Source organism: Enterococcus sp. DIV1083b (assembly GCF_051713705.1).
Taxonomy (GTDB): Bacteria; Bacillota; Bacilli; order Lactobacillales; family Enterococcaceae; genus Enterococcus_D; species Enterococcus_D casseliflavus.
Map to the genome: position 1 here is coordinate 3,087,854 of NZ_JBIOQJ010000001.1, position 17,687 is coordinate 3,105,540.

A 17,687-nucleotide genomic window follows, 5' to 3' on the forward strand; every position below is an offset into this window, starting at 1 on the left:
AACCGCTTCACGAAGGCATTATAAAAGGCTAAAACAAGTGTTGTTTGTCTCAGCCATCATTTTATCTCAAAACGTCAATGTTTTTTACAGTAATCATTCTGTGCTTCATCTTTCGGCGTTAGATAAGTATAACACGTTTTGAAAGTTTCAGCAAGATTTCAACTCCGCTTTACATTCCTTTTAGTGCATCAACGACTTCACTCAGGCCCATGCCATTGCTGCCTTTGATCACTAGGCTATCGGAAGGTTCTAAAGTTTCTATTAAGGAGGCGATCAGCTGTGGTTTTTCATCAATCGCAAAATAGCGCACCTTGTCAGCAAGGGCAGTGTTCGCTAGTCGTTTTTGCAATGCCTGCATTTCTTTGCCATAAAGGAAAACTAGCTGGAACGAGTCATCCAAGTGTGCGGCCATCTGCTCATGCATTTGTGCAGAATCTGGTCCTAATTCAAGCATATCTGCCAATACGGCGATCCGTCGTCCTGCTAAAGGCAATTTGCGGAAGCTATCCAATACAAGACCCATGGCCGTCGGATTGGCATTGTAAATATCGCTCAAAATCGCTGCCCCATTACCAGCAGTCACCCATTGGGTCCGATTTTTCGTCAATTGAAAATGCGCCAAGCCTTCCTTGATCGCTTCATCTGCTACACCAAAATGACGTCCTATCCCAATCGCGATCAAGGCATTTTTGACATTATAGCCGCCTAAGACCGGTAAGGTAAAGGTGGTACCTGCAACCGTAAAAATCGTCTGATCTTGCGATTCCTCCACGATATCTCCTTGTAGATCTCCCTCAGTTAAGCCAAAAGTTTCAATGGTCTGCATTAAATTGGGAACAAAGGGCTCTAACAATGGTTCATCAGCTGGCAGCATAAAGAAGCCGTCTTTTTTCAATCCTGCGGTGATCTCCATTTTGGCTTTGGCGATCCCTTCTCTGGACCCTAAGTTTTCAATGTGGGCTTCGCCAATCAACGTGATAGCGGCAGCGTCAGGTTCTGCTAAGCGTGAAAGGACTTCGATTTCACCTGCATGATCCATTCCCATTTCTAAAATCAATACTTGGGTATCTTCTGGCGCATGCAAGATAGTCAAAGGCACGCCTAGTTCATTGTTGTGGTTGCCTTGGGTTTTATAGGTCTGGTACTTTTGGGCCATGACCGCTTCCACCATATCTTTGGTGGTCGTTTTCCCGTTACTTCCAGTAATACCGATGATTTTCGGTGCAAGCTTTTCTTTATACGCTCGTGCCAATTGTTGGAACGCTTTGACGGTATCCGTGACAGGAATCACAAGGATGTCTTGCGGCGGTTCGATCGTAGGGTGGCTCCACAGTGTGGCGATCGCCCCATTGTCTTTGGCTTGTTGGGCAAATTCATGTCCGTCACGGGTACCCGCTAAGGGAACAAAAAGACTGTTTTCTTTGATCAGACGGCTGTCGAATTCCACAGAGGCAAGTGGTGTTTCATTTTTAATTTGCTGACCAAATACGGCAGCGGCTTCTTTTACAGTAAAATTCATCAGGTTCGCTCCTTTTTCCTAAAAAAAGAAAGCACAAGATCGCTTCAAGTATTTTCCTTGAGTTGAGCTGGCTTTCTTCCTGCTATTTATTCTGCTTCGTTTTCTGCTTCTTTTTCTGTTGCTTCTACATTGGTCAAGAACGAACGTCTTTGATTGAAACGATTCATCCCTAATTGGATCAATTCTTCGATCAAATCCCCATAAGGCAAACCGGTCTTCTCCCATAGCAGTGGGTACATGCTGAATTCAGTGAACCCTGGCATCGTGTTCAGCTCATTTAAAAAGAGCTCATTTTTATTGGTCAAAAAGAAATCACAACGGCTCAATCCGCTGCCGCCTAACATCGTATAGGCTTTTTTCGCAAACTCTTGGGCTTTGGCTTGTGTTTCTTCTGGAATTTGTGCAGGAATCTGCATCTCGATTCGGTTGTCAATGTATTTGGAATTGTAATCATAAAAGGCAACATCTTTTACGATTTCTCCCGGCATTGTGGTCCGAACGTCTTCGTTTCCAAGAACGGCTACTTCGATCTCACGGGCTTCGATTCCTTGTTCAACGATCGCTCGGGTATCGTAGCGATACGCTTCTTGTAGCGCATTTTGCAGTTCTTCACGGTTCTCGGCTTTCGAGATACCGACACTTGAGCCCATGTTGGCAGGTTTGACAAACATTGGATAAAGCAGACTGCCTTCACATTGATCGAAAATCTTTTTCGGATTTTCTTTCCACGCATTTTTCAAGACTGGTACATAGGGAACTTGCGGAATCCCCGCAGCTTGCAAGATATACTTGGTCATGATTTTGTCCATCCCACAGGCACTAGTCAAGACACCGGCTCCGACATAAGGCATTCCGATGGTTTCTAAAAACCCTTGGATCGTGCCGTCTTCGCCGTTTGGTCCGTGAAGTAAAGGAAAGACGATCGCGTCTTCTTCGTAGATTGCCCCAGGTGAAATTTCTTCCCCTTTGGTTTCTTCATTGGTCAATGCTAAAGTATCTGGAGACGTTGGCGCCTCAGTCAATAATGGGCCTTTTAACCAGCGTCCTTCTTTGGTGATCATTACTAATTGAACTTGGTAGTAATTATAATATACAGCATTAACAACTGAAAAAGCGGATAACAGTGATACCTCATGTTCTGCACTGCGTCCCCCGTATAATAAAATGATTTTCAAAAGAATTTCCTCCTGTATTCATTGATTCTACCAAACTAAGTCTTCCACATTTTAGCACAAAATCGACCAACCGGCATTAAATCTTGCAGAAATTTCTTTAAGCTTACACAGTCGTTAGTTGAATGTTTTTCATTTTGTCAGTACTATGAATATATCACGGCACGTTTAAAGAGGTGGGACCTATGACAGAACAAACCGCTCCTTCTAGAAAAGGACGATTAAAACAAATCGTTCAAGTCTTTTTGAAATACAAAGTCGTTCAAAATATCAGCAAACAGCAGCACCCCGAAATGGTGCGTCAAGCGTTTGAAGAATTAGGACCAACATTTATCAAAATCGGGCAGATGCTTTCGGTCCGCAATGATCTGCTTTCCAGCACCTTTGTCGATGAATTCAAGCAGCTGCAGGACAATGTCAAAAGCGATCCATTTCCCAAGGTCAAAGCACTGCTGGAAACAGAACTGCAGCAACCGCTAACGGAAGTTTTTTCCGCTTTTGATGAAATTCCAGTCGCCTCAGCTTCCATCGGACAAGCCCATCGAGCAAACTTGATCAGCGGCAAAGAAGTGATCGTCAAAGTGCAGCATCCAGGGATCATTGCGGCAATTCAAGTGGATCTCGATCTTTTTGAAAAAGCCCTGCCGTTGGTTCGCGCAATTCCAGAAGCCAATGTGGTGGATTTAAAAAGCGTGCTAAGCGAAGTCCGACGATCCCTTGCCAATGAAACAAATTTTTTACAAGAGATGAAAAATGCACAGGAATTCTACCGCAACAATCACCAAGACCCGCAGTTGGCATTGCCAAAAGTTTATCCCGAATGGTGTACCCAAAAAGTATTAGTCATGGATTACATGGCAGGTGAAAGCTTGAATTGCTTACTGACCCGCAAAAATCAAGACATCGTTTATGACAATCAGTCCGTTAAAGCAGTGAAAAAACAAGTGGGGACGCTATTAGTCGAAAACTTTATGAAACAAGTCTTTGAAGATGGCTTCTTTCACGCTGATCCACATCCTGGCAATCTTTTCTTGCATGTCTTCACGGATCAAGCCAACCGCCCACAACCATTTCAAGTCAAGCAGCGCGTCGGTGTCCTCGGCGGGGTCGATTATTCGTTGAAATGGCAAGAAGAAGCTGTCATGCCGCCTTACCAAGTGATTTTCTTGGACTTTGGGATGATGGGTCATTTGGATCAGTCTTTACGCAGCCGTTTAGCCGATGCGTTGATTGCTCTTTATACCCAAGACACCCAAGAAGTCGGTAAAGCCGTCTTGCGGTTGTGCAACAGCAGCGGCAGTTCCTTTGACGAAGTCGCCTTCTATCAGGATCTTCAAAAATTTGTTGAAAACTACTATAATATGCCGCTAAAGGATATCGACTTGCAAAAAGTGATGGCTGAAGTCATCACGATCTGCCATGATAACCAACTGCAGATGCATCGAGACATCACCTTGCTGATCAAGGCTTTTGGTACCTTGGAAGGTGTGATCAAAGCCTTAGATCCCGAATTATCAATGATGGAAGTCACTCAGCCTTTTGCACAAAAATATTTCCTGCAGCAGCTGAGTATTGAAGACGAGGTGAAAAAAAGCGCCTTGGCAACCGCAAAAAGCTTGCGGGCACTTAGCCATCTTCCCGATCGGACCTTGGCTGTCTTAGACACTTTTGCGACTGGTAAACACCGATTGAATCTAGAGATCCGCGAACAAAAACAGCTATTGGACCGCTTTGATCAGATGGTCAATCGACTGGTGATCGGTATTATTCTAGCTGCGGTCATCCTTGGCTCTTCCTTATTGGTGGTCGCCAGCCCGCAACAAGGAGCCTTCGTCCATCAGATGGGGATCTTCGGATATACCTTAGCATTTTTCGCGATCGTGGCTTTAGTCGGCAAATACTTCTATGATCGTTTTCGCAAGAAATAAATAAGCACCTTCAATTCCCGTGGTTCATGCAGAAGCTGGGTCTTGAGGGTGCTTATTTTGCAAGGGTCTGTCGCAATTCGTTTTCAAAGATTCGTTTGAAGGCTTCCCGATCCTCTTTCGTAAAGGGCTTCGGTCCTTTTGTACGCTTGCCTGCTTTACGCATCTGCGCACCTAAGTAGCGTTGTCCAAGTAAAAAATCGATCGTTTCTGGCAAATACTCTGTGCCGTTATGGTGAAAAACCCGCGCTTTTTTCGGCAAGACCAAAGAGGCTAACCCATAATCTTGGGTAACGAGAAAATCACCCGGCTCTATTTCCTTCACGATTTCATAATCCGCACGATCCGAGCCTTTGTCGACATAGACAAAGTGAACATGGGCAGGATAATCTTTGGTCGTGTAATGATCGACACTGGTGACGATCACCACCGGCAGCTGATATTGCTGGGCCAGCTCAATCACTTCGTTTTTCACTGGCGATCCATCGCCGTCAATAAAAAGTCGCATCTCCACACTCCCCTCACAAGTTTCTTCGTTTACAATTACTTCTATTGTAAGAGGAGCAAGGCGAAGATGCAAGCAGACTTTACAACCGTTTCCTTGAGGATGTATTTAAAGCTTCAGGAAGAGCAACTGCCTCCGCCCTAATAACTAGCAGCTACCCTAAGCAAGGCTTATCCCTCAACTTTAGCAAATGCTCGCTCTTTTAGCTCATAAACGACATCGCAAGCCTTGGCTACTTCTTGTTCATGGGTCACTAAGATAATACATTTTTTTTGCTCATGAGCAATTTCTTGAAATAGTTTGACGATTTCTTTAGATGTCGTTTCATCCAAGTTTCCAGTCGGTTCATCGGCTACGATCAGCTCATGTTCACAGCACAACGCGCGAACGATAGCGACCCGCTGCTGTTGCCCACCCGATAATTGGGTCACTTTTTTCAGTGCCAGCTCTTCCGTGATGCCAACTTTGGCTAAGTTGGCTAAAGCATAGGCCTTTTTATCGGCTTGCTGCGACTTCGCGATCGCCATCGCTGTGATCACATTGTCCAGTGCCGACAGATAAGGCAATAGATTATACGCTTGGAACACGATGGAAACATCTTTGCGGCGGTATTCTCGCAATCCGATTTTTGCTAACGTTTCTTCATTGTAGAAAATCTTTCCTTCTTTCGGTGTATCTAGGCCCGTGATCAGTGACAGGAAAGTTGTTTTCCCCGATCCGCTAGAACCTAAGATCGCATACATCTTGCCAGGTTCAAAGGTCAAATCAACGTCACGAAACAGCGCTTCTGCTTCGCTTTGATACCAATAGCCTAATTGTTCTGTTCGTAATGTCATGTCGTTCCTCCTAAGAAACCAAGATTTTTTTCGGATTCAACCGCAAAATGCCCGCGGAAGAGAGTAAGATCGAGCCAAAACTGATCCCTAGACCGAGTAATGCCAATAAACCAATTTGTTGAGGGGAAACGGTGATTTCTAAGGACTCCACTTCTGCTGATTGGGTGAAGGATGGGAAAGAACCACCACGATTTCCGCCCATTTGCGGCATCTCCCCGCCTCCAGGACCAGCGTTTTCAGTGGCTGCTTGATCAGTCGTTGTCTCTGTTTGTTGTGCCAATAATTGCTCTCCGACGGCATTCCCGACAAGATTGCCGCTAGCGGCCGCGATCCCTAAAGCAAATACCATACAGACAAAAATCTCTGTGAAAAACTGTAGGATCACTTTAGCCCGTGACTCGCCTAAAGAGAGCAATACACCAATCTCATAACGACGTTCCCGAATCGACATCATCACGATCAACGTCAAAATAATGATACCGGCAGCAGCAACTAACACAATAATATTTTTTGCAAAGCTAGCGACATTATTTAATGGTGTCAGCATCGACTGATACATTTGATCGTTGGTTTGAATGCTGTAGGTTTCTGTATCGATCAACCCTTCCGCTTCTTCCACGAATGCTGTCATCTCAGACGGATCACTCAAGGTATAGGTTGCCGAGTCAATGGTGTCCTCATTGCCGCTCAACGTATTGGCAAGGGTATAAGAAGCAAAGATCGTGTTGGCTGGATTGAGAAAGTTGAACATTTGGCTCATGCTGTTGCCTACTTCACTCGTTTCATAGATTCCCTTGATCGTCACTTCGACTTCATTGTCCTCTGCATCAGTAATCGAAAACGTATCTCCGACTGCCAAATCATTTGCTTCGGCTAGTGAGGATTCGATCAGGACTTGGTTCGTACCTTCATCCTCAGAAGTAATGCCTTCTCCATCCGTGATTGTCGCTGTTCCTTCCGAAAAAGTCGTATACGCCGCACTGCTTGATACACCAGTGATTTGGAAATCACCCGTACTCATATTCCCGCCAGGCATTCCTCCTGGCATACCGTCCATTTGCCCCGTCTCGCTGCTATCGGTTGCTTCTGACTCTGTCGATGAGTCACTGCTGGAGATCGGTTCGATCCCGCTGACGGCATCAGCAGAGGTGCTGACTTCAAAACTATATGAGGCAACCCCGTCCAAATCGGCGATCGCTTGGGCATCAGTAATCGCTACTGGTGTCGATTGAAAACTCCCTGGATCTGGTCGGGTGCTTTGGTCATCGCTGTCAGAAGAAGAGCTCCTTTGCTGAAAAGCCTGCTCGCGGTTTGCTTGCAACGTCACAGTTGCGCCAACACTTTTCTGGGCATTTTCAGTCGCTACTAGTGCCGCACTGCGAATCGTCAGACCCGCCAATACAAAAATCAAGATTGCAGAAAACACGGCGATCAGCAACAGGCTCCGGCCTTTTTTCGCCCATAAACTTTGGAGACCTCGTTTCAAAAAATTCATCTTTGTTCCTCCTGAATGGCAAATTATTGTATTTCGACTATAAGAACCTTAGCTTAAATTGAACTTAAATCTTCCCCTGATTTTTCAAAACGTTGGAACAGACCGCAGCTGTCTTCTGCGATCTGCACGTTTTATTGATGACCCCAAGGGAATGATCGAGGAACCTTCAACTAACGGCCAAAGCCGCCGCCCATTTGATTGGTTGTCGCTGTCGCTCCTGATTGGGTCAAGTTGGCGATCGTTTCCGTGACGGGCAACGTTCCTAATTCCGTCCCATCACTAAGGGTCCCACCAGCATAATAACCAGAAACAGCTTGCGCATCATTCGTTCCCCCACTGACCAATGTATAGCTGCTATCCGTCAAATCTGGGCTAGAAAGAACCACATGTTGGTAGCTTTTGCTTGGTGCATAGGACAAGATTGTCTGTCCTTGACTATCCTTTAAGGTCACAAGGGTCTCTGCTGCTTGGGTTTGATCGAAACTGATCCCGATCGACTGTTGACTTCCCCCACTGACATTCATGGCCATATCGGTCGTACCAGCAGCTAACAAGACACCGCCAGTGATTTCAAACGTCCCGTTATAATCCAAAGCGCCATTGCCACCGGTCGTTGGACCATTTACGATGACGACCCCATCACTCATGGTAACATTGCCGTTACTGTCTAATCCATCCCCTTCGGCATCGACCACCAACGTCCCACCAGTGATTGTGATTTGTTTGCTGTCATCTGCGGTATCGCCACCGCCAGGACCGCCACCAAAGCTGTCTTGCCCAAATTGGCCAGTGGTTTCCTCTGTATCACTGCCGCCACCGGCATTGATCCCGTCATCGCTAGCCACGACGTGTGTCGTACCACCAGCAATCGTGATCACACTTGCTTCTAGTCCTTCATAGGATTCTTCGATAGCAATCGTCCCATCGGAGATCGTCAATTCATTGTCCGCATGTATGCCGTCGTCACCACTGTTGGCAGTGATCGTACCACCTGTGATGTTGATGGTATCGTTGGCATGCAGGCTATCATCTGCACTATCGATCGCAAAGGTACCGCTGCTGATGGTCATCACACCGCCAGCTTTCAATCCTTTGTAGCTTTCATCCGTCACTAGCGACTGACTTTGTGTCCCGTCAGCCGTTTTGATCGTGAGATCGGCTGATTGGATGCTTAAATTTGTTTCTGCTTGGATGCCATCACGCCCACTTTGGATCGTAAAGGTACCGCCATCGATCGCAACGTAGCCTTTTTCCGCATCTTCCGAATTATTCGCTTGGATGCCATCTCCTTCAGTGGTGTTCAGTGTGTAGTTCCCTGCCAAGATCGACACGGAATCTTTTCCTTTGATGGCATTGTTTTTCGCTGTGATCTCAATCGTGCCACCAGCTAAAACCAAATCATCTTTGCTGCGCAGCCCGTTGCTGTAATTTCCTGTGATCACCAACGTTCCATCACCGTTGATGGACAAATCTTCTTTACTATAAAAAGCGGCATCTGGTTCCGTCTCACCTTCCGCCAAGGTGTAGCTGCTGCCATCTATCAGAGTATTTGTCGTATCACTGGCTAAGGTCGTGATGACTTTTTCTGCTTGTTCGATGACGACTGCCGCCCCGTCTTCATTGGTGATCGTGACACCCGCAAAGATCAGATGGACTTTTTCTTCTTTATTGACGTTGACAACCAGTTGACCATTACTTAAGGAACCGCTGACGACATAGGTACCAGCTTGCGTGATCGTCACCGTTTGGTCTTCCACTGCAACGCCATCAACAGCCGTCGTATCGCCGTCATTCAATTCAAGTTGCGTGGCGGTCGCCTCATCGTAGGAGGCATCCACGTCTTCTTCTTCGTAACTGCCATAATAGTCCGTAGAATCATCAAGAGTCGTTGCAACGTTGGTCACTGCGGCAGAACCTGAAACAGCCGCTGCAGAACTGGAGCTGCTGCTCGTGCTACTACTATCGGTTTGCCCACAAGCGCCTAGGAGCAGCGATGAGAGTAAGAGCGGATAAATGAGTTTTTTCATAAGAGGTTCCTCCTTCTACAGCTCATCGCGGTTAGCGGTGAGCTTGCCTAAAACAACGGGTAAATTGCCATTACGAACCCGAACTTCATCAATGATTTGTTTTTCTTGCGCTTGGTCTTTTAACAGCAACTGATAACGCAACTCATATAAGCTCCCCATCGTGGTCGTTCGAACCGATGTCAGTTTGGCAGAATGCGTATATTTTTCAAAGAGATCATCGAATAGTTGCGGATAATCCAAATCTTCTGGAATCGTGACTTTCAGTTCTCGTTCACTCGTGGCTTGTCGATCGCCAAAGGGTACCGTGTATAAAAGGGTCAAGAAAAGCGCCACGATGATGGAAAAAATCACGACATAGCCGACGTAGCCCATCCCAGTTGCCAGACCGATCCCCATCGACCAAAAGACGCTGGTGATCTCTCTAGACCCTCCTGGAACCGAGCGGAAACGAATCAAACTGAAGGCGCCTAAGATCGCCACACCTGTGCCAAGATTGCCGTTGACTAGCATGATCACGGATTGAACGAGGATCGGTAAGACCGCCAAGGTAATAACGAAGTTTTTTGTGTAGACATTGCGGATCATATGGATCGCAGCTACCAATATTCCTAAAAGCAATGAGGCGGCGATACAGATCAATAAGCTACGCCATTCCAAGGTGCTCGTATCGCCAGAAAACAGACTAGATAACATGTAACCATTCCTCCTTCTTGAACAAATGCCGTTGATACGTTTGGGCATATTTTGAAAAGCTACCTTTGCGCACGCTGTATTTGTTCAACAGCTCCACAAACCATAATGGATAAGCGCCGAGGGCTTTCACTTCCATCAACACCCCGATTTCAGGTGCTACCAGCGCCCCCTCACTGCCAGAACCGAACATAAGATCATAGGTGCGAAAGCGAATGTTTTGGTCGAATGTCACGCGAAATTCACTATCATCATCAATAAACAGCGACAAGCGATCATAGGCAATCAACACTTTCGGCAGCAAGTCTGGGTTTTGCTTAAATAGCCAGTGAATCTCTGCAGCGATTTGCGGTGCTTCTGCCATTGACGGCAAGACCCCTGTTTGCAACCAGCCGCAATAGTCAGCATAGGGCATCGGGATTCGGCGTTTGTAGACCACGCCATTGACTTTCTTTTTGATCTCTAAAAAAATCAACTGCTGCTCTGTCGGTATGCCATAGCTGCGGACCCGAAATTTTTCTTTGTATTTCGGTTTGTCCATCGAATGACGAATAAAGCGGTAATCGTGGGTATCGTAATACAAGGACATAATCGTGTGCTGCCCATATTCATCGATCGCCATTCTTTGCTGAAGCTCAGCAAGAAATGCAGGAAATTGCTCCTTGGCTATTAAATATTTTGTCTCTTTTCTTTGAAAGACTTTTTTCAATTTCATAAAAATGTTCCTCCCTTGAAATCCATGCACTGAATTTACGGCAGCTATCTTAAATGCAGCTTAAGGCAAAACAGTTTTTTTAAGCATTTTTTATGCTATTCGTGCTATTCTTATCCTTAAAGAGGTGGGAACATGATTAAACTATTAGTGATCGAAGATGACAAAACATTATCTGATAATATGAAAGAAATCGTCAGCGAGATCGGTGACGTCACACAAGCCTATGATGGCAGCGAAGGCTTATACGAGGCAGAAACGGGGATCTATGATTTGATTATTCTCGACTTGATGATGCCAGAGATGAACGGTTATGAGGTGCTTTCTGCCCTAAGAAAAAAAGGACTCCAAACACCCGTCCTGATTTTAACAGCCAAAGACGGCTTAGAAGACAAAGTGACTGGTTTTCAAAAAGGGGCAGATGATTATTTGACCAAGCCTTTTTATCGGGAAGAATTATTGATGCGGATCAAAGCGTTGCTAAAACGCTCCTTAGGTTTGTTCAATGAAAATACCCTGGAATATAACGGATTGCTGTGCAACCTTGGCACCAATGAGGTCAGTTACCAAGGGCAGCTTTTGCCGATCCAAGGGAAAGAATTTGAGCTGCTGCTTTATTTTCTACAAAATAGAAACATTATTTTGACTAAGGAACAGATTTTTGATCGCATCTGGGGATTTGATTCAGAAACGACCTTGACTGTCGTCGAAGTCTATATGAGCAATCTGCGGAAACACTTGCGCCAGACAGGGATCGACAAAGAGATCCGTACGTTGCGAAATGTCGGCTATATTATGCAAGGAGCCTAGTCTATGAATAAAGAACGCTCTAAGAGACAACGGCTGCACTCCTTTCTCCTAAATGTCAGTGCCTTTGCGTTGGTTTTCTTACTTTTAGGAACCATCGTCCTCCAATTGTTCAACCAATCGGCTTATCGGCAAACCGACATTTCTTTGGAACAAGCAGTCAAAGATACCCGCTTGATCCAAGCAGAGATCAGCGCTTCGCAATCCAATCTAGAGGTATTGCCACCAGATAGTGCCATGCCAAAGATCCCTGGGACCAATCGCTTCAATACCCAGTTGATTCTCTGGTCTGAAGACGGTGAGATATTAAACAAGCAGACCTTGGGCGGCCGCTTTTCACAACTGGCAAGTTTATCTTTAGATACAAGCCACTTAGACAGTATCACATCTTTTTCAGTTGTGGATCAGTCCTTGTCAGAGGAAGAAGAGACCCTTTTGTTTCGTTCGATCACCACCAAAGCACCAACAAATGATGCTGGTGTCGGCTATATCCAAGTCTTGGCGAACACTAACCAAATCAAAAATGCGATGAACAATTTCCAAACGATTTTGATTTTATCGATGATCTTTTTCTGGATTCTTTCGATCGGGATCAGCTATTTGCTTTCCAGCTTGAACATGCGCCCCATTTTAGCCTCGTGGAAGAAACAACAAGAATTTGTCGAAAATGCTTCTCACGAGCTGCGCACACCATTGACGATCATTCAAAACAGTCTGGAACGCCTGTTTACCAAGCCCAATCATACGATCATTGAAGAATCTGAAAGCATCGCGCAAGCGTTAGCGGAAACTCGGCGGCTGACTGGATTAACGTCGGATTTGCTGACGATCGCCCGCAGTGATTCCAATCAATTGCTTTTGACAAAAGAAACCATCGAGCTAGCTCCTTTTATCGATGACTTAGTCAAACCTTTCAAAGAAATTGCCGAATTGGATCAAAAACACTTTGTTGTCGAAAACTTTGCCAAAACGACCGCTTGCTTTGACCAAAAGAAAATCCATCAAGTCCTCGTGATCCTCCTAGATAATGCCTTAAAATATACCAGCAGTGGTGATAAAATCACCCTCTTATCGGAGATTTCTAACAAGCAATGGCTGATCGAGGTCAAAAACACAGGACCAGCCATTTCCGATGAAGAAAAAGCCCGTATCTTTGACCGCTTCTACCGCGAGGATCGTTCCCGCTCCAAAGAGACCGGCGGCTATGGTTTAGGCTTAGCGATCGCCAAGCAAATCGTTGAAGAGCACAAGGGACAAATCCAGGTCAAAGATTTGCAGCCACGAGGGGTTATTTTTCAGATTCGTTTACCTAAAGAAGGATAAAGGAGAAAAACAAATGCAGGTCATCACCCTTAAAGAACACCCTGACTACTTAGCAGAAGCCATTCGTTACTTCCAAAAACAGTGGGCTGGTCCCGACTCCCTCATGGTTTATGAGGATAGCCTGACCCATAGTTTTTCAGCAAATCCTTTGCCGCAATGGCTGCTGCTGGTCAACGAAGAAATCGCAGCAGACGGACGTTATCAAATCATCGGCTGCGGCGGCTTGATCCCCAACGACTTCATCAGTCGGATGGATTTGACCCCTTGGCTTTGCGCCTTGTATGTGGACCCTTTGTGGCGTGGCCAAGGCGGTGCCCGCCTTTTGATCGAAACAGCCAAGCAACGTGCTGCTGGAGCTGGTTTTGATTCTCTGTATCTATGTACGGATCTTTCTACTTTTTATGAGAAGTTTGCTTTTGAACCGATCGGGACGGGCTACCATCCTTGGGGAGAGTCTTCCACCATCTATCGCTGTTCTCTCACCTAAATGAACAAAAAAAAGCTGTGAACAAAAATGTTCACAGCTTTCTTCACTCACAGTACTATTGCTAGTAGAATACCCTATCTCCACAAAAGGAATATTCCGACACCCTACAAATCCGGTAGGTTGCTTACGCGGTGTGCCTCTGCTATCAATCTGGTCAGCTAATGCTAGACCTTCTCGACTCGTCGCATGAGGATTACTTTACCATAAATTTAGTCGGAATACTACTGTTTTTTATAAAATTAAAACTGCTGATAAGCATTTCTCAAGAAAGAGTGCCTATCAGCAGTTTTTCATGATTCAATTGTTACTTTTCAAATAGAAACATTCCAATTGATGGATAAAAAAACTTAGGACAAGAAGGTCGCTACTTTGGTCGTAATCAAATCGATGGCTACGTGGTTTTCGCCGCCTTCTGGTACGATGACATCGGCATACCGTTTTGTCGGTTCGATGAATTGATGATACATCGGTTTTACCACCGTCAAGTATTGTTCGATCACAGAATCCAATGTCCGGCCACGTTCTTCCATGTCACGTTTGATTCGGCGAATGATCCGAATATCATCGTCTGTATCAACATAAAGTTTAATATCCATTAAATTACGCAATCGCTCATCTTCTAGAATCAAGATCCCTTCCAAGATAATGACTTCTTTGGGTTCTTGAATGATCGTTGCTTCGCTGCGGGTATGCGCAACATAATCATAGACGGGTTTTTCGATCGTTTGATATGCAAGCAGCTGTTGCAAGTGATCGATCAACAAATCAGTATCAAATGCAAAAGGATGGTCATAGTTGGTGTTCAACCGTTCTTCAAAGCTCAGATCACTTTGGTCTTTATAGTAGGAGTCTTGTTCAAGCATCATAATAGAATGATTGGGGAAATGATTAAAGATCGCCCGACTCACGCTTGTTTTTCCACTACCTGATCCACCTGTCACACCAATAATAATGGGCTTGCCATTCGTCATTCAATTAACCTCTTTCATCTTAAAAAATTCACACTGGTTCTATTATAGCGAAAATTCGGCAAATTACTACTGTTTCTGTAGAATCAGTGCTGCAATAAAGGAAGTAATTGCTGCAAACGTTCGATCTCATAAGTAGGCTGAATCTCACCACTGTTTTTTTTCTTTGGATTGAACCAAATCGTATCGATCCCTGCCAGTTGTCCGCCTAAGATATCTGAAGTCAGTGAATCGCCAATGATGACTGTTTCTTGTTTTTTAACGTTTGGTATGCGAGCAAACACATAGTCAAAATATTCTTTCATTGGTTTTTGATACCCTGTATCTTCTGAAACAAAAATATCAAGGAAATACGGCTTTAATTTGGCATCTTCCAAGCGGCGATATTGGGTTTCAGAAACCCCGTTCGTCACCACGTATAGGTCAAAATGCTGCGCCAACTCCGCTAAGATCTCATCACTGTTGTCTAACAGTTTATGTCCTTCATTTAGAAATTCCCGATAGGCCAATTCAACTGCTGGACTATCGACCTGAATGCCTTGCGTTTCAAAAAACAAACCGAAACGCTCATTGATGACTTGGTCTCTCGTAATTTTCCCTTGCTCAAACTGCTGCCACAAATCATGATTGATCGTTTGATAGCTTTGTTTGCGCTCTGGGGTCATTTCCAAGCCATGAGCTTCAAATAGTGCTTTTAAGGCTTGATCTTCGGTATCTTGAAAGTCGAGGATCGTGTCATCGACATCAAATAATAATGTTTTATACTTCATTTTCTCCCTCTTTCTCAGCGGAAATGCGCCGCCAGTCCTCTTAATTCTTCTTGCGTCAGCGAGCGATAACTGCCCACTGCTAAATCATCTGGTAGAACCAGCGAACCCATCGCTGTTCGTTTCAGCTGAATGACTTTTTTCCCTCGGGCTAAAAACATCTTTTTCACTTGATGGAACTTGCCTTCAGCAATTTCTAACGAAACAAAGGAACGAGCCGCTCGGGCATCGATGATCATTAGGGCAGCTGGTTTGCAAGTGACACCACCATGAAAGGTGATCCCTGTGGCAAATGCCGCCACATCTTCAGGAGTCACCAAGTCATTGACCACCACTTCATATCGCTTGGTCACCTTTTTCGTGGGATGCAGCAAGTCATAGCCTAACTGACCATTCGTCGTAACTAATACCAACCCTTCCGTGTCCCGATCCAATCGACCGACGGCATAAAGATCTGGGTGCTGGTCCTTTGGTGCAATCAAATCGATCACTGTCTGATGCTGTTGATCAACATTCGCTGTAACAACACCATTGGGCTTGTTGACGATATAATAGCGTTCCTGCGTCTCCAACTGACGACCCGCAACGATGATTTGATGGATGGCGCTATCGACATTGCGCTCAGGTCGCCCTTCAATCCTTTGGTCCACGAGGACTTTTCCTTGCTGAAACAACCGTTTCATCTCTTTACGAGAAGTATTCAATTGTTGCTCGATCACTTTATCTAAACGCATAAATTTTTCTCCATAGTGGCTATTATAGCTCAGGATCTAGCGAAAGGAAACTGCCAGGATTTCAAATGATTTGACTTTCTTTGTCTTTTTGCGTAAGGTTAAAGAGTAAAGTAAATATAGTTTCTCATACACAGCGTTATGACCTGGTGGAGAAAAGTTGAACCAAAACTTTCTGGGGCAGTTGTGTACACAACTGCCCTTTTGCGTGTTTTCACTCACGTACCACTTAATGTGCAGAGTTAACAAAATTTGCTTAAAAAATCTCGTTATTAACGAGAAAATTTTAGGAGGAATTGAGTTATGTCAGTATCATTAGAAGTTACGAAAAGAGAAGTTCGCCCACGTTCTTTACGGAACAAGTTGCGCCACGAAGGAAAAGTACCTGCAATTGTCAATGGGTACAAAGTAGAAAGCACACCGATTGCTGTCAATGCAGCAGAATTAGAAAAAATCTTGCGTGAAAATGGATTGAATACCGTAATCACGATCAGTTTAGAAGGCAAAAAAGTCAATACACTGATCAAAGAGTATCAATCAGATACCTTCACACGCAATTTAACCCACGTTGAATTCCTATCTGTCGATATGAATGAAGAAACAGAAGTAGAAGCAGAAGTAACCTTAATTGGCGAATCTGCTGGTGTCAAAGCTGGTGGTGTTCTAGCACAAAACTTGTATACAGTCGTTGTATCAGCAACACCAGACAAATTGCCTGAACGTGTTGAGATCGATGTAACGTCATTAGAGATCGGCGATTCATTAACAGTGGCTGATCTGCCTAAGAACGACGAGTACACGATCGTGACCGATCCAGAAGAACAAATCGTTGCGGTTACTGAACCACAAGAAATCTCTGAAGATGAAGAAGCTGGCGAAGCTGCTGAACCAGCAGTTATCGGTGAAGACGAAGAATAATCATAGAACATCGTTCTTAAGATCGCGTCTTCAATCAACAGACACTTCTAAGAAATGCAAGACTCTTGAAGGGCTTTTCCTTTAAGAGTCTTTTTCATTCTTACGAAGAGCTGGTGAGCTGCAACTGACTATTTTCCACTGAAAGACGCCATGGGAAAGCTTGGTCCAGCCAACCCAACAAATTTTTAAGAAAATAGTTAAAATGCGTCGCTGACCAAAAAGAAAAGCAGAAGTAGTTGCATTTTTGACGGTTCTTCATTATGATAAATAGACAAATTTGATGTTATTGGCAAGCCTACTTGAAGGAGGGGTTTTTATGTTTGAAACATTTGATGATCACCGCAGCCGCTACGCTTCTGGCGGGATTGTTCAAACACTGCCTGGCGAACTGATCGATAGTATTTGGTTAATCATCGATCTCGATTTAAAAGGGTTTATTCCGTTGACAAATCTGCTCACCTTTGAAGTCCAAAACAATCACGGTCGTGTCACACTGCTTTTTTCTCAAGCACAAAGTCAAATCGAACTCGGCGTTGATCTGCCTTACCGTTATTCCGACCTCTATCCCCAAAAAGTCTATGTGTATGACGATGGGCAGCGGCAAACGATTTTATTGCCTAGCGAGACTCGTTAACAGCGCTTCGTGTTTCTCTTTTTATAACGTTACTTACATAAAAAACCACCCTTTTTATTTTAAAAGGTGGTTTTTTTTGATTCCTTCCTCTCATTTAATTTCATATTATAAAGGGTTCGAGGAAGTAACCAATGAATCCCCCGTTTTTTATTACGTTTTATTGACTATTTT

Annotated in this window: 17 protein-coding genes; 6 read left to right on the plus strand and 11 right to left on the minus strand. The window is 44.7% G+C overall.

The window, feature by feature from the left end; all coding sequences use genetic code 11:
• Positions 1 to 169: 169 nt before the first annotated feature.
• Positions 170 to 1,519, minus strand: a complete 1,350-nt coding sequence (locus IGI69_RS14490; RefSeq protein WP_438741283.1) for a UDP-N-acetylmuramoyl-tripeptide--D-alanyl-D-alanine ligase — start codon at positions 1,517 to 1,519, stop codon at positions 170 to 172.
• A gap of 86 nt (positions 1,520 to 1,605) precedes the next feature.
• Positions 1,606 to 2,694: a D-alanine--D-alanine ligase gene (locus IGI69_RS14495; protein ID WP_015510426.1), complete on the minus strand. Its 1,089-nt coding sequence runs from the start codon at positions 2,692 to 2,694 to the stop codon at positions 1,606 to 1,608.
• Positions 2,695 to 2,876: 182 nt separating this feature from the next.
• On the opposite strand from IGI69_RS14495, the gene IGI69_RS14500 reads away from it, so the two are divergent.
• Complete coding sequence (locus IGI69_RS14500; protein WP_016609896.1) at positions 2,877 to 4,619, plus strand: ABC1 kinase family protein; 1,743 nt, start codon at positions 2,877 to 2,879, stop codon at positions 4,617 to 4,619.
• 52 nt (positions 4,620 to 4,671) lie between these two features.
• Here the strand turns inward: IGI69_RS14500 and IGI69_RS14505 are convergent, their stop codons facing one another.
• The 6 genes from IGI69_RS14505 to IGI69_RS14530 all read right to left on the minus strand — a co-directional run bounded on the left by IGI69_RS14505 (position 4,672) and on the right by IGI69_RS14530 (position 10,884).
• Complete coding sequence (locus IGI69_RS14505; RefSeq protein WP_015510428.1) at positions 4,672 to 5,124, minus strand: YaiI/YqxD family protein; 453 nt, start codon at positions 5,122 to 5,124, stop codon at positions 4,672 to 4,674.
• A 167-nt stretch (positions 5,125 to 5,291) separates the two neighbouring features.
• Complete coding sequence (locus IGI69_RS14510; RefSeq protein WP_438741286.1) at positions 5,292 to 5,957, minus strand: ABC transporter ATP-binding protein; 666 nt, start codon at positions 5,955 to 5,957, stop codon at positions 5,292 to 5,294.
• A 10-nt stretch (positions 5,958 to 5,967) separates the two neighbouring features.
• Positions 5,968 to 7,452: an ABC transporter permease gene (locus tag IGI69_RS14515; protein ID WP_201691558.1), complete on the minus strand. Its 1,485-nt coding sequence runs from the start codon at positions 7,450 to 7,452 to the stop codon at positions 5,968 to 5,970.
• A gap of 170 nt (positions 7,453 to 7,622) precedes the next feature.
• The gene (locus IGI69_RS14520) at positions 7,623 to 9,479 is read right to left on the minus strand and encodes a carbohydrate-binding domain-containing protein (protein WP_438741290.1); all 1,857 of its coding nucleotides are present in this window, start codon (positions 9,477 to 9,479) and stop codon (positions 7,623 to 7,625) included.
• Between the two features lie 15 nt (positions 9,480 to 9,494).
• On the minus strand, positions 9,495 to 10,172 hold the full coding sequence (locus IGI69_RS14525) for a DUF4956 domain-containing protein (protein ID WP_005227945.1): 678 nt from the start codon (positions 10,170 to 10,172) through the stop codon (positions 9,495 to 9,497).
• Positions 10,162 to 10,884: a polyphosphate polymerase domain-containing protein gene (locus IGI69_RS14530; RefSeq protein WP_438741292.1), complete on the minus strand. Its 723-nt coding sequence runs from the start codon at positions 10,882 to 10,884 to the stop codon at positions 10,162 to 10,164. Before IGI69_RS14530 ends, IGI69_RS14525 begins: the two co-directional genes overlap by 11 nt.
• A 132-nt stretch (positions 10,885 to 11,016) precedes the next feature.
• Between IGI69_RS14530 and IGI69_RS14535 the strand changes: the two genes are divergently transcribed.
• Genes IGI69_RS14535 through IGI69_RS14545 form a run of 3 tightly spaced genes read left to right on the plus strand, consistent with a single transcriptional unit; the run spans position 11,017 to position 13,498 of the window.
• Complete coding sequence (locus tag IGI69_RS14535) at positions 11,017 to 11,691, plus strand: response regulator transcription factor (RefSeq protein ID WP_005227933.1); 675 nt, start codon at positions 11,017 to 11,019, stop codon at positions 11,689 to 11,691.
• 3 nt (positions 11,692 to 11,694) lie between these two features.
• Positions 11,695 to 13,011 carry a sensor histidine kinase gene (locus IGI69_RS14540; protein ID WP_438741294.1) on the plus strand — a complete coding sequence of 439 codons (1,317 nt, stop codon included), beginning with the start codon at positions 11,695 to 11,697 and terminating at the stop codon, positions 13,009 to 13,011.
• Between the two features lie 13 nt (positions 13,012 to 13,024).
• Positions 13,025 to 13,498, plus strand: a complete 474-nt coding sequence (locus tag IGI69_RS14545; protein WP_005227930.1) for a GNAT family N-acetyltransferase — start codon at positions 13,025 to 13,027, stop codon at positions 13,496 to 13,498.
• 347 nt (positions 13,499 to 13,845) lie between these two features.
• Here the strand turns inward: IGI69_RS14545 and udk are convergent, their stop codons facing one another.
• The 3 genes from udk to IGI69_RS14560 all read right to left on the minus strand — a co-directional run bounded on the left by udk (position 13,846) and on the right by IGI69_RS14560 (position 15,967).
• Positions 13,846 to 14,469, minus strand: coding sequence for a uridine kinase (udk, locus tag IGI69_RS14550; RefSeq protein ID WP_005227927.1), 624 nt, complete (start codon positions 14,467 to 14,469; stop codon positions 13,846 to 13,848).
• Positions 14,470 to 14,552: 83 nt separating this feature from the next.
• On the minus strand, positions 14,553 to 15,236 hold the full coding sequence (locus tag IGI69_RS14555; protein WP_128431719.1) for a YjjG family noncanonical pyrimidine nucleotidase: 684 nt from the start codon (positions 15,234 to 15,236) through the stop codon (positions 14,553 to 14,555).
• A 14-nt stretch (positions 15,237 to 15,250) separates the two neighbouring features.
• Positions 15,251 to 15,967 (minus strand): 16S rRNA pseudouridine(516) synthase, encoded by a 717-nt coding sequence (locus IGI69_RS14560; RefSeq protein ID WP_438741296.1) that lies wholly within the window; start codon positions 15,965 to 15,967, stop codon positions 15,251 to 15,253.
• 300 nt (positions 15,968 to 16,267) lie between these two features.
• Between IGI69_RS14560 and IGI69_RS14565 the strand changes: the two genes are divergently transcribed.
• Together IGI69_RS14565 and IGI69_RS14570 are read left to right on the plus strand one after the other, a co-directional pair.
• Complete coding sequence (locus tag IGI69_RS14565; RefSeq protein WP_005227923.1) at positions 16,268 to 16,882, plus strand: 50S ribosomal protein L25/general stress protein Ctc; 615 nt, start codon at positions 16,268 to 16,270, stop codon at positions 16,880 to 16,882.
• Between the two features lie 316 nt (positions 16,883 to 17,198).
• Positions 17,199 to 17,516, plus strand: coding sequence for a DUF960 domain-containing protein (locus IGI69_RS14570; protein ID WP_005227922.1), 318 nt, complete (start codon positions 17,199 to 17,201; stop codon positions 17,514 to 17,516).
• Positions 17,517 to 17,687: the final 171 nt, after the last annotated feature.

Bases quoted from the DNA above. Each gene is read 5' to 3' on its own strand.
- IGI69_RS14565 (WP_005227923.1), top strand. From the start codon at position 16,268: ATGTCAGTATCATTAGAAGTTACGAAAAGAGAAGTTCGCCCACGTTCT.
- IGI69_RS14560 (WP_438741296.1), bottom strand. From the start codon at position 15,967: ATGCGTTTAGATAAAGTGATCGAGCAACAATTGAATACTTCTCGTAAA.
- IGI69_RS14555 (WP_128431719.1), bottom strand. From the start codon at position 15,236: ATGAAGTATAAAACATTATTATTTGATGTCGATGACACGATCCTCGAC.
- udk (WP_005227927.1), bottom strand. From the start codon at position 14,469: ATGACGAATGGCAAGCCCATTATTATTGGTGTGACAGGTGGATCAGGT.
- IGI69_RS14500 (WP_016609896.1), top strand. From the start codon at position 2,877: ATGACAGAACAAACCGCTCCTTCTAGAAAAGGACGATTAAAACAAATC.
- IGI69_RS14520 (WP_438741290.1), bottom strand. From the start codon at position 9,479: ATGAAAAAACTCATTTATCCGCTCTTACTCTCATCGCTGCTCCTAGGC.
- IGI69_RS14490 (WP_438741283.1), bottom strand. From the start codon at position 1,519: ATGAATTTTACTGTAAAAGAAGCCGCTGCCGTATTTGGTCAGCAAATT.
- IGI69_RS14515 (WP_201691558.1), bottom strand. From the start codon at position 7,452: ATGAATTTTTTGAAACGAGGTCTCCAAAGTTTATGGGCGAAAAAAGGC.
- IGI69_RS14530 (WP_438741292.1), bottom strand. From the start codon at position 10,884: ATGAAATTGAAAAAAGTCTTTCAAAGAAAAGAGACAAAATATTTAATA.
- IGI69_RS14570 (WP_005227922.1), top strand. From the start codon at position 17,199: ATGTTTGAAACATTTGATGATCACCGCAGCCGCTACGCTTCTGGCGGG.
- IGI69_RS14505 (WP_015510428.1), bottom strand. From the start codon at position 5,124: ATGCGACTTTTTATTGACGGCGATGGATCGCCAGTGAAAAACGAAGTG.
- IGI69_RS14510 (WP_438741286.1), bottom strand. From the start codon at position 5,957: ATGACATTACGAACAGAACAATTAGGCTATTGGTATCAAAGCGAAGCA.
- IGI69_RS14540 (WP_438741294.1), top strand. From the start codon at position 11,695: ATGAATAAAGAACGCTCTAAGAGACAACGGCTGCACTCCTTTCTCCTA.
- IGI69_RS14545 (WP_005227930.1), top strand. From the start codon at position 13,025: ATGCAGGTCATCACCCTTAAAGAACACCCTGACTACTTAGCAGAAGCC.
- IGI69_RS14535 (WP_005227933.1), top strand. From the start codon at position 11,017: ATGATTAAACTATTAGTGATCGAAGATGACAAAACATTATCTGATAAT.
- IGI69_RS14525 (WP_005227945.1), bottom strand. From the start codon at position 10,172: ATGTTATCTAGTCTGTTTTCTGGCGATACGAGCACCTTGGAATGGCGT.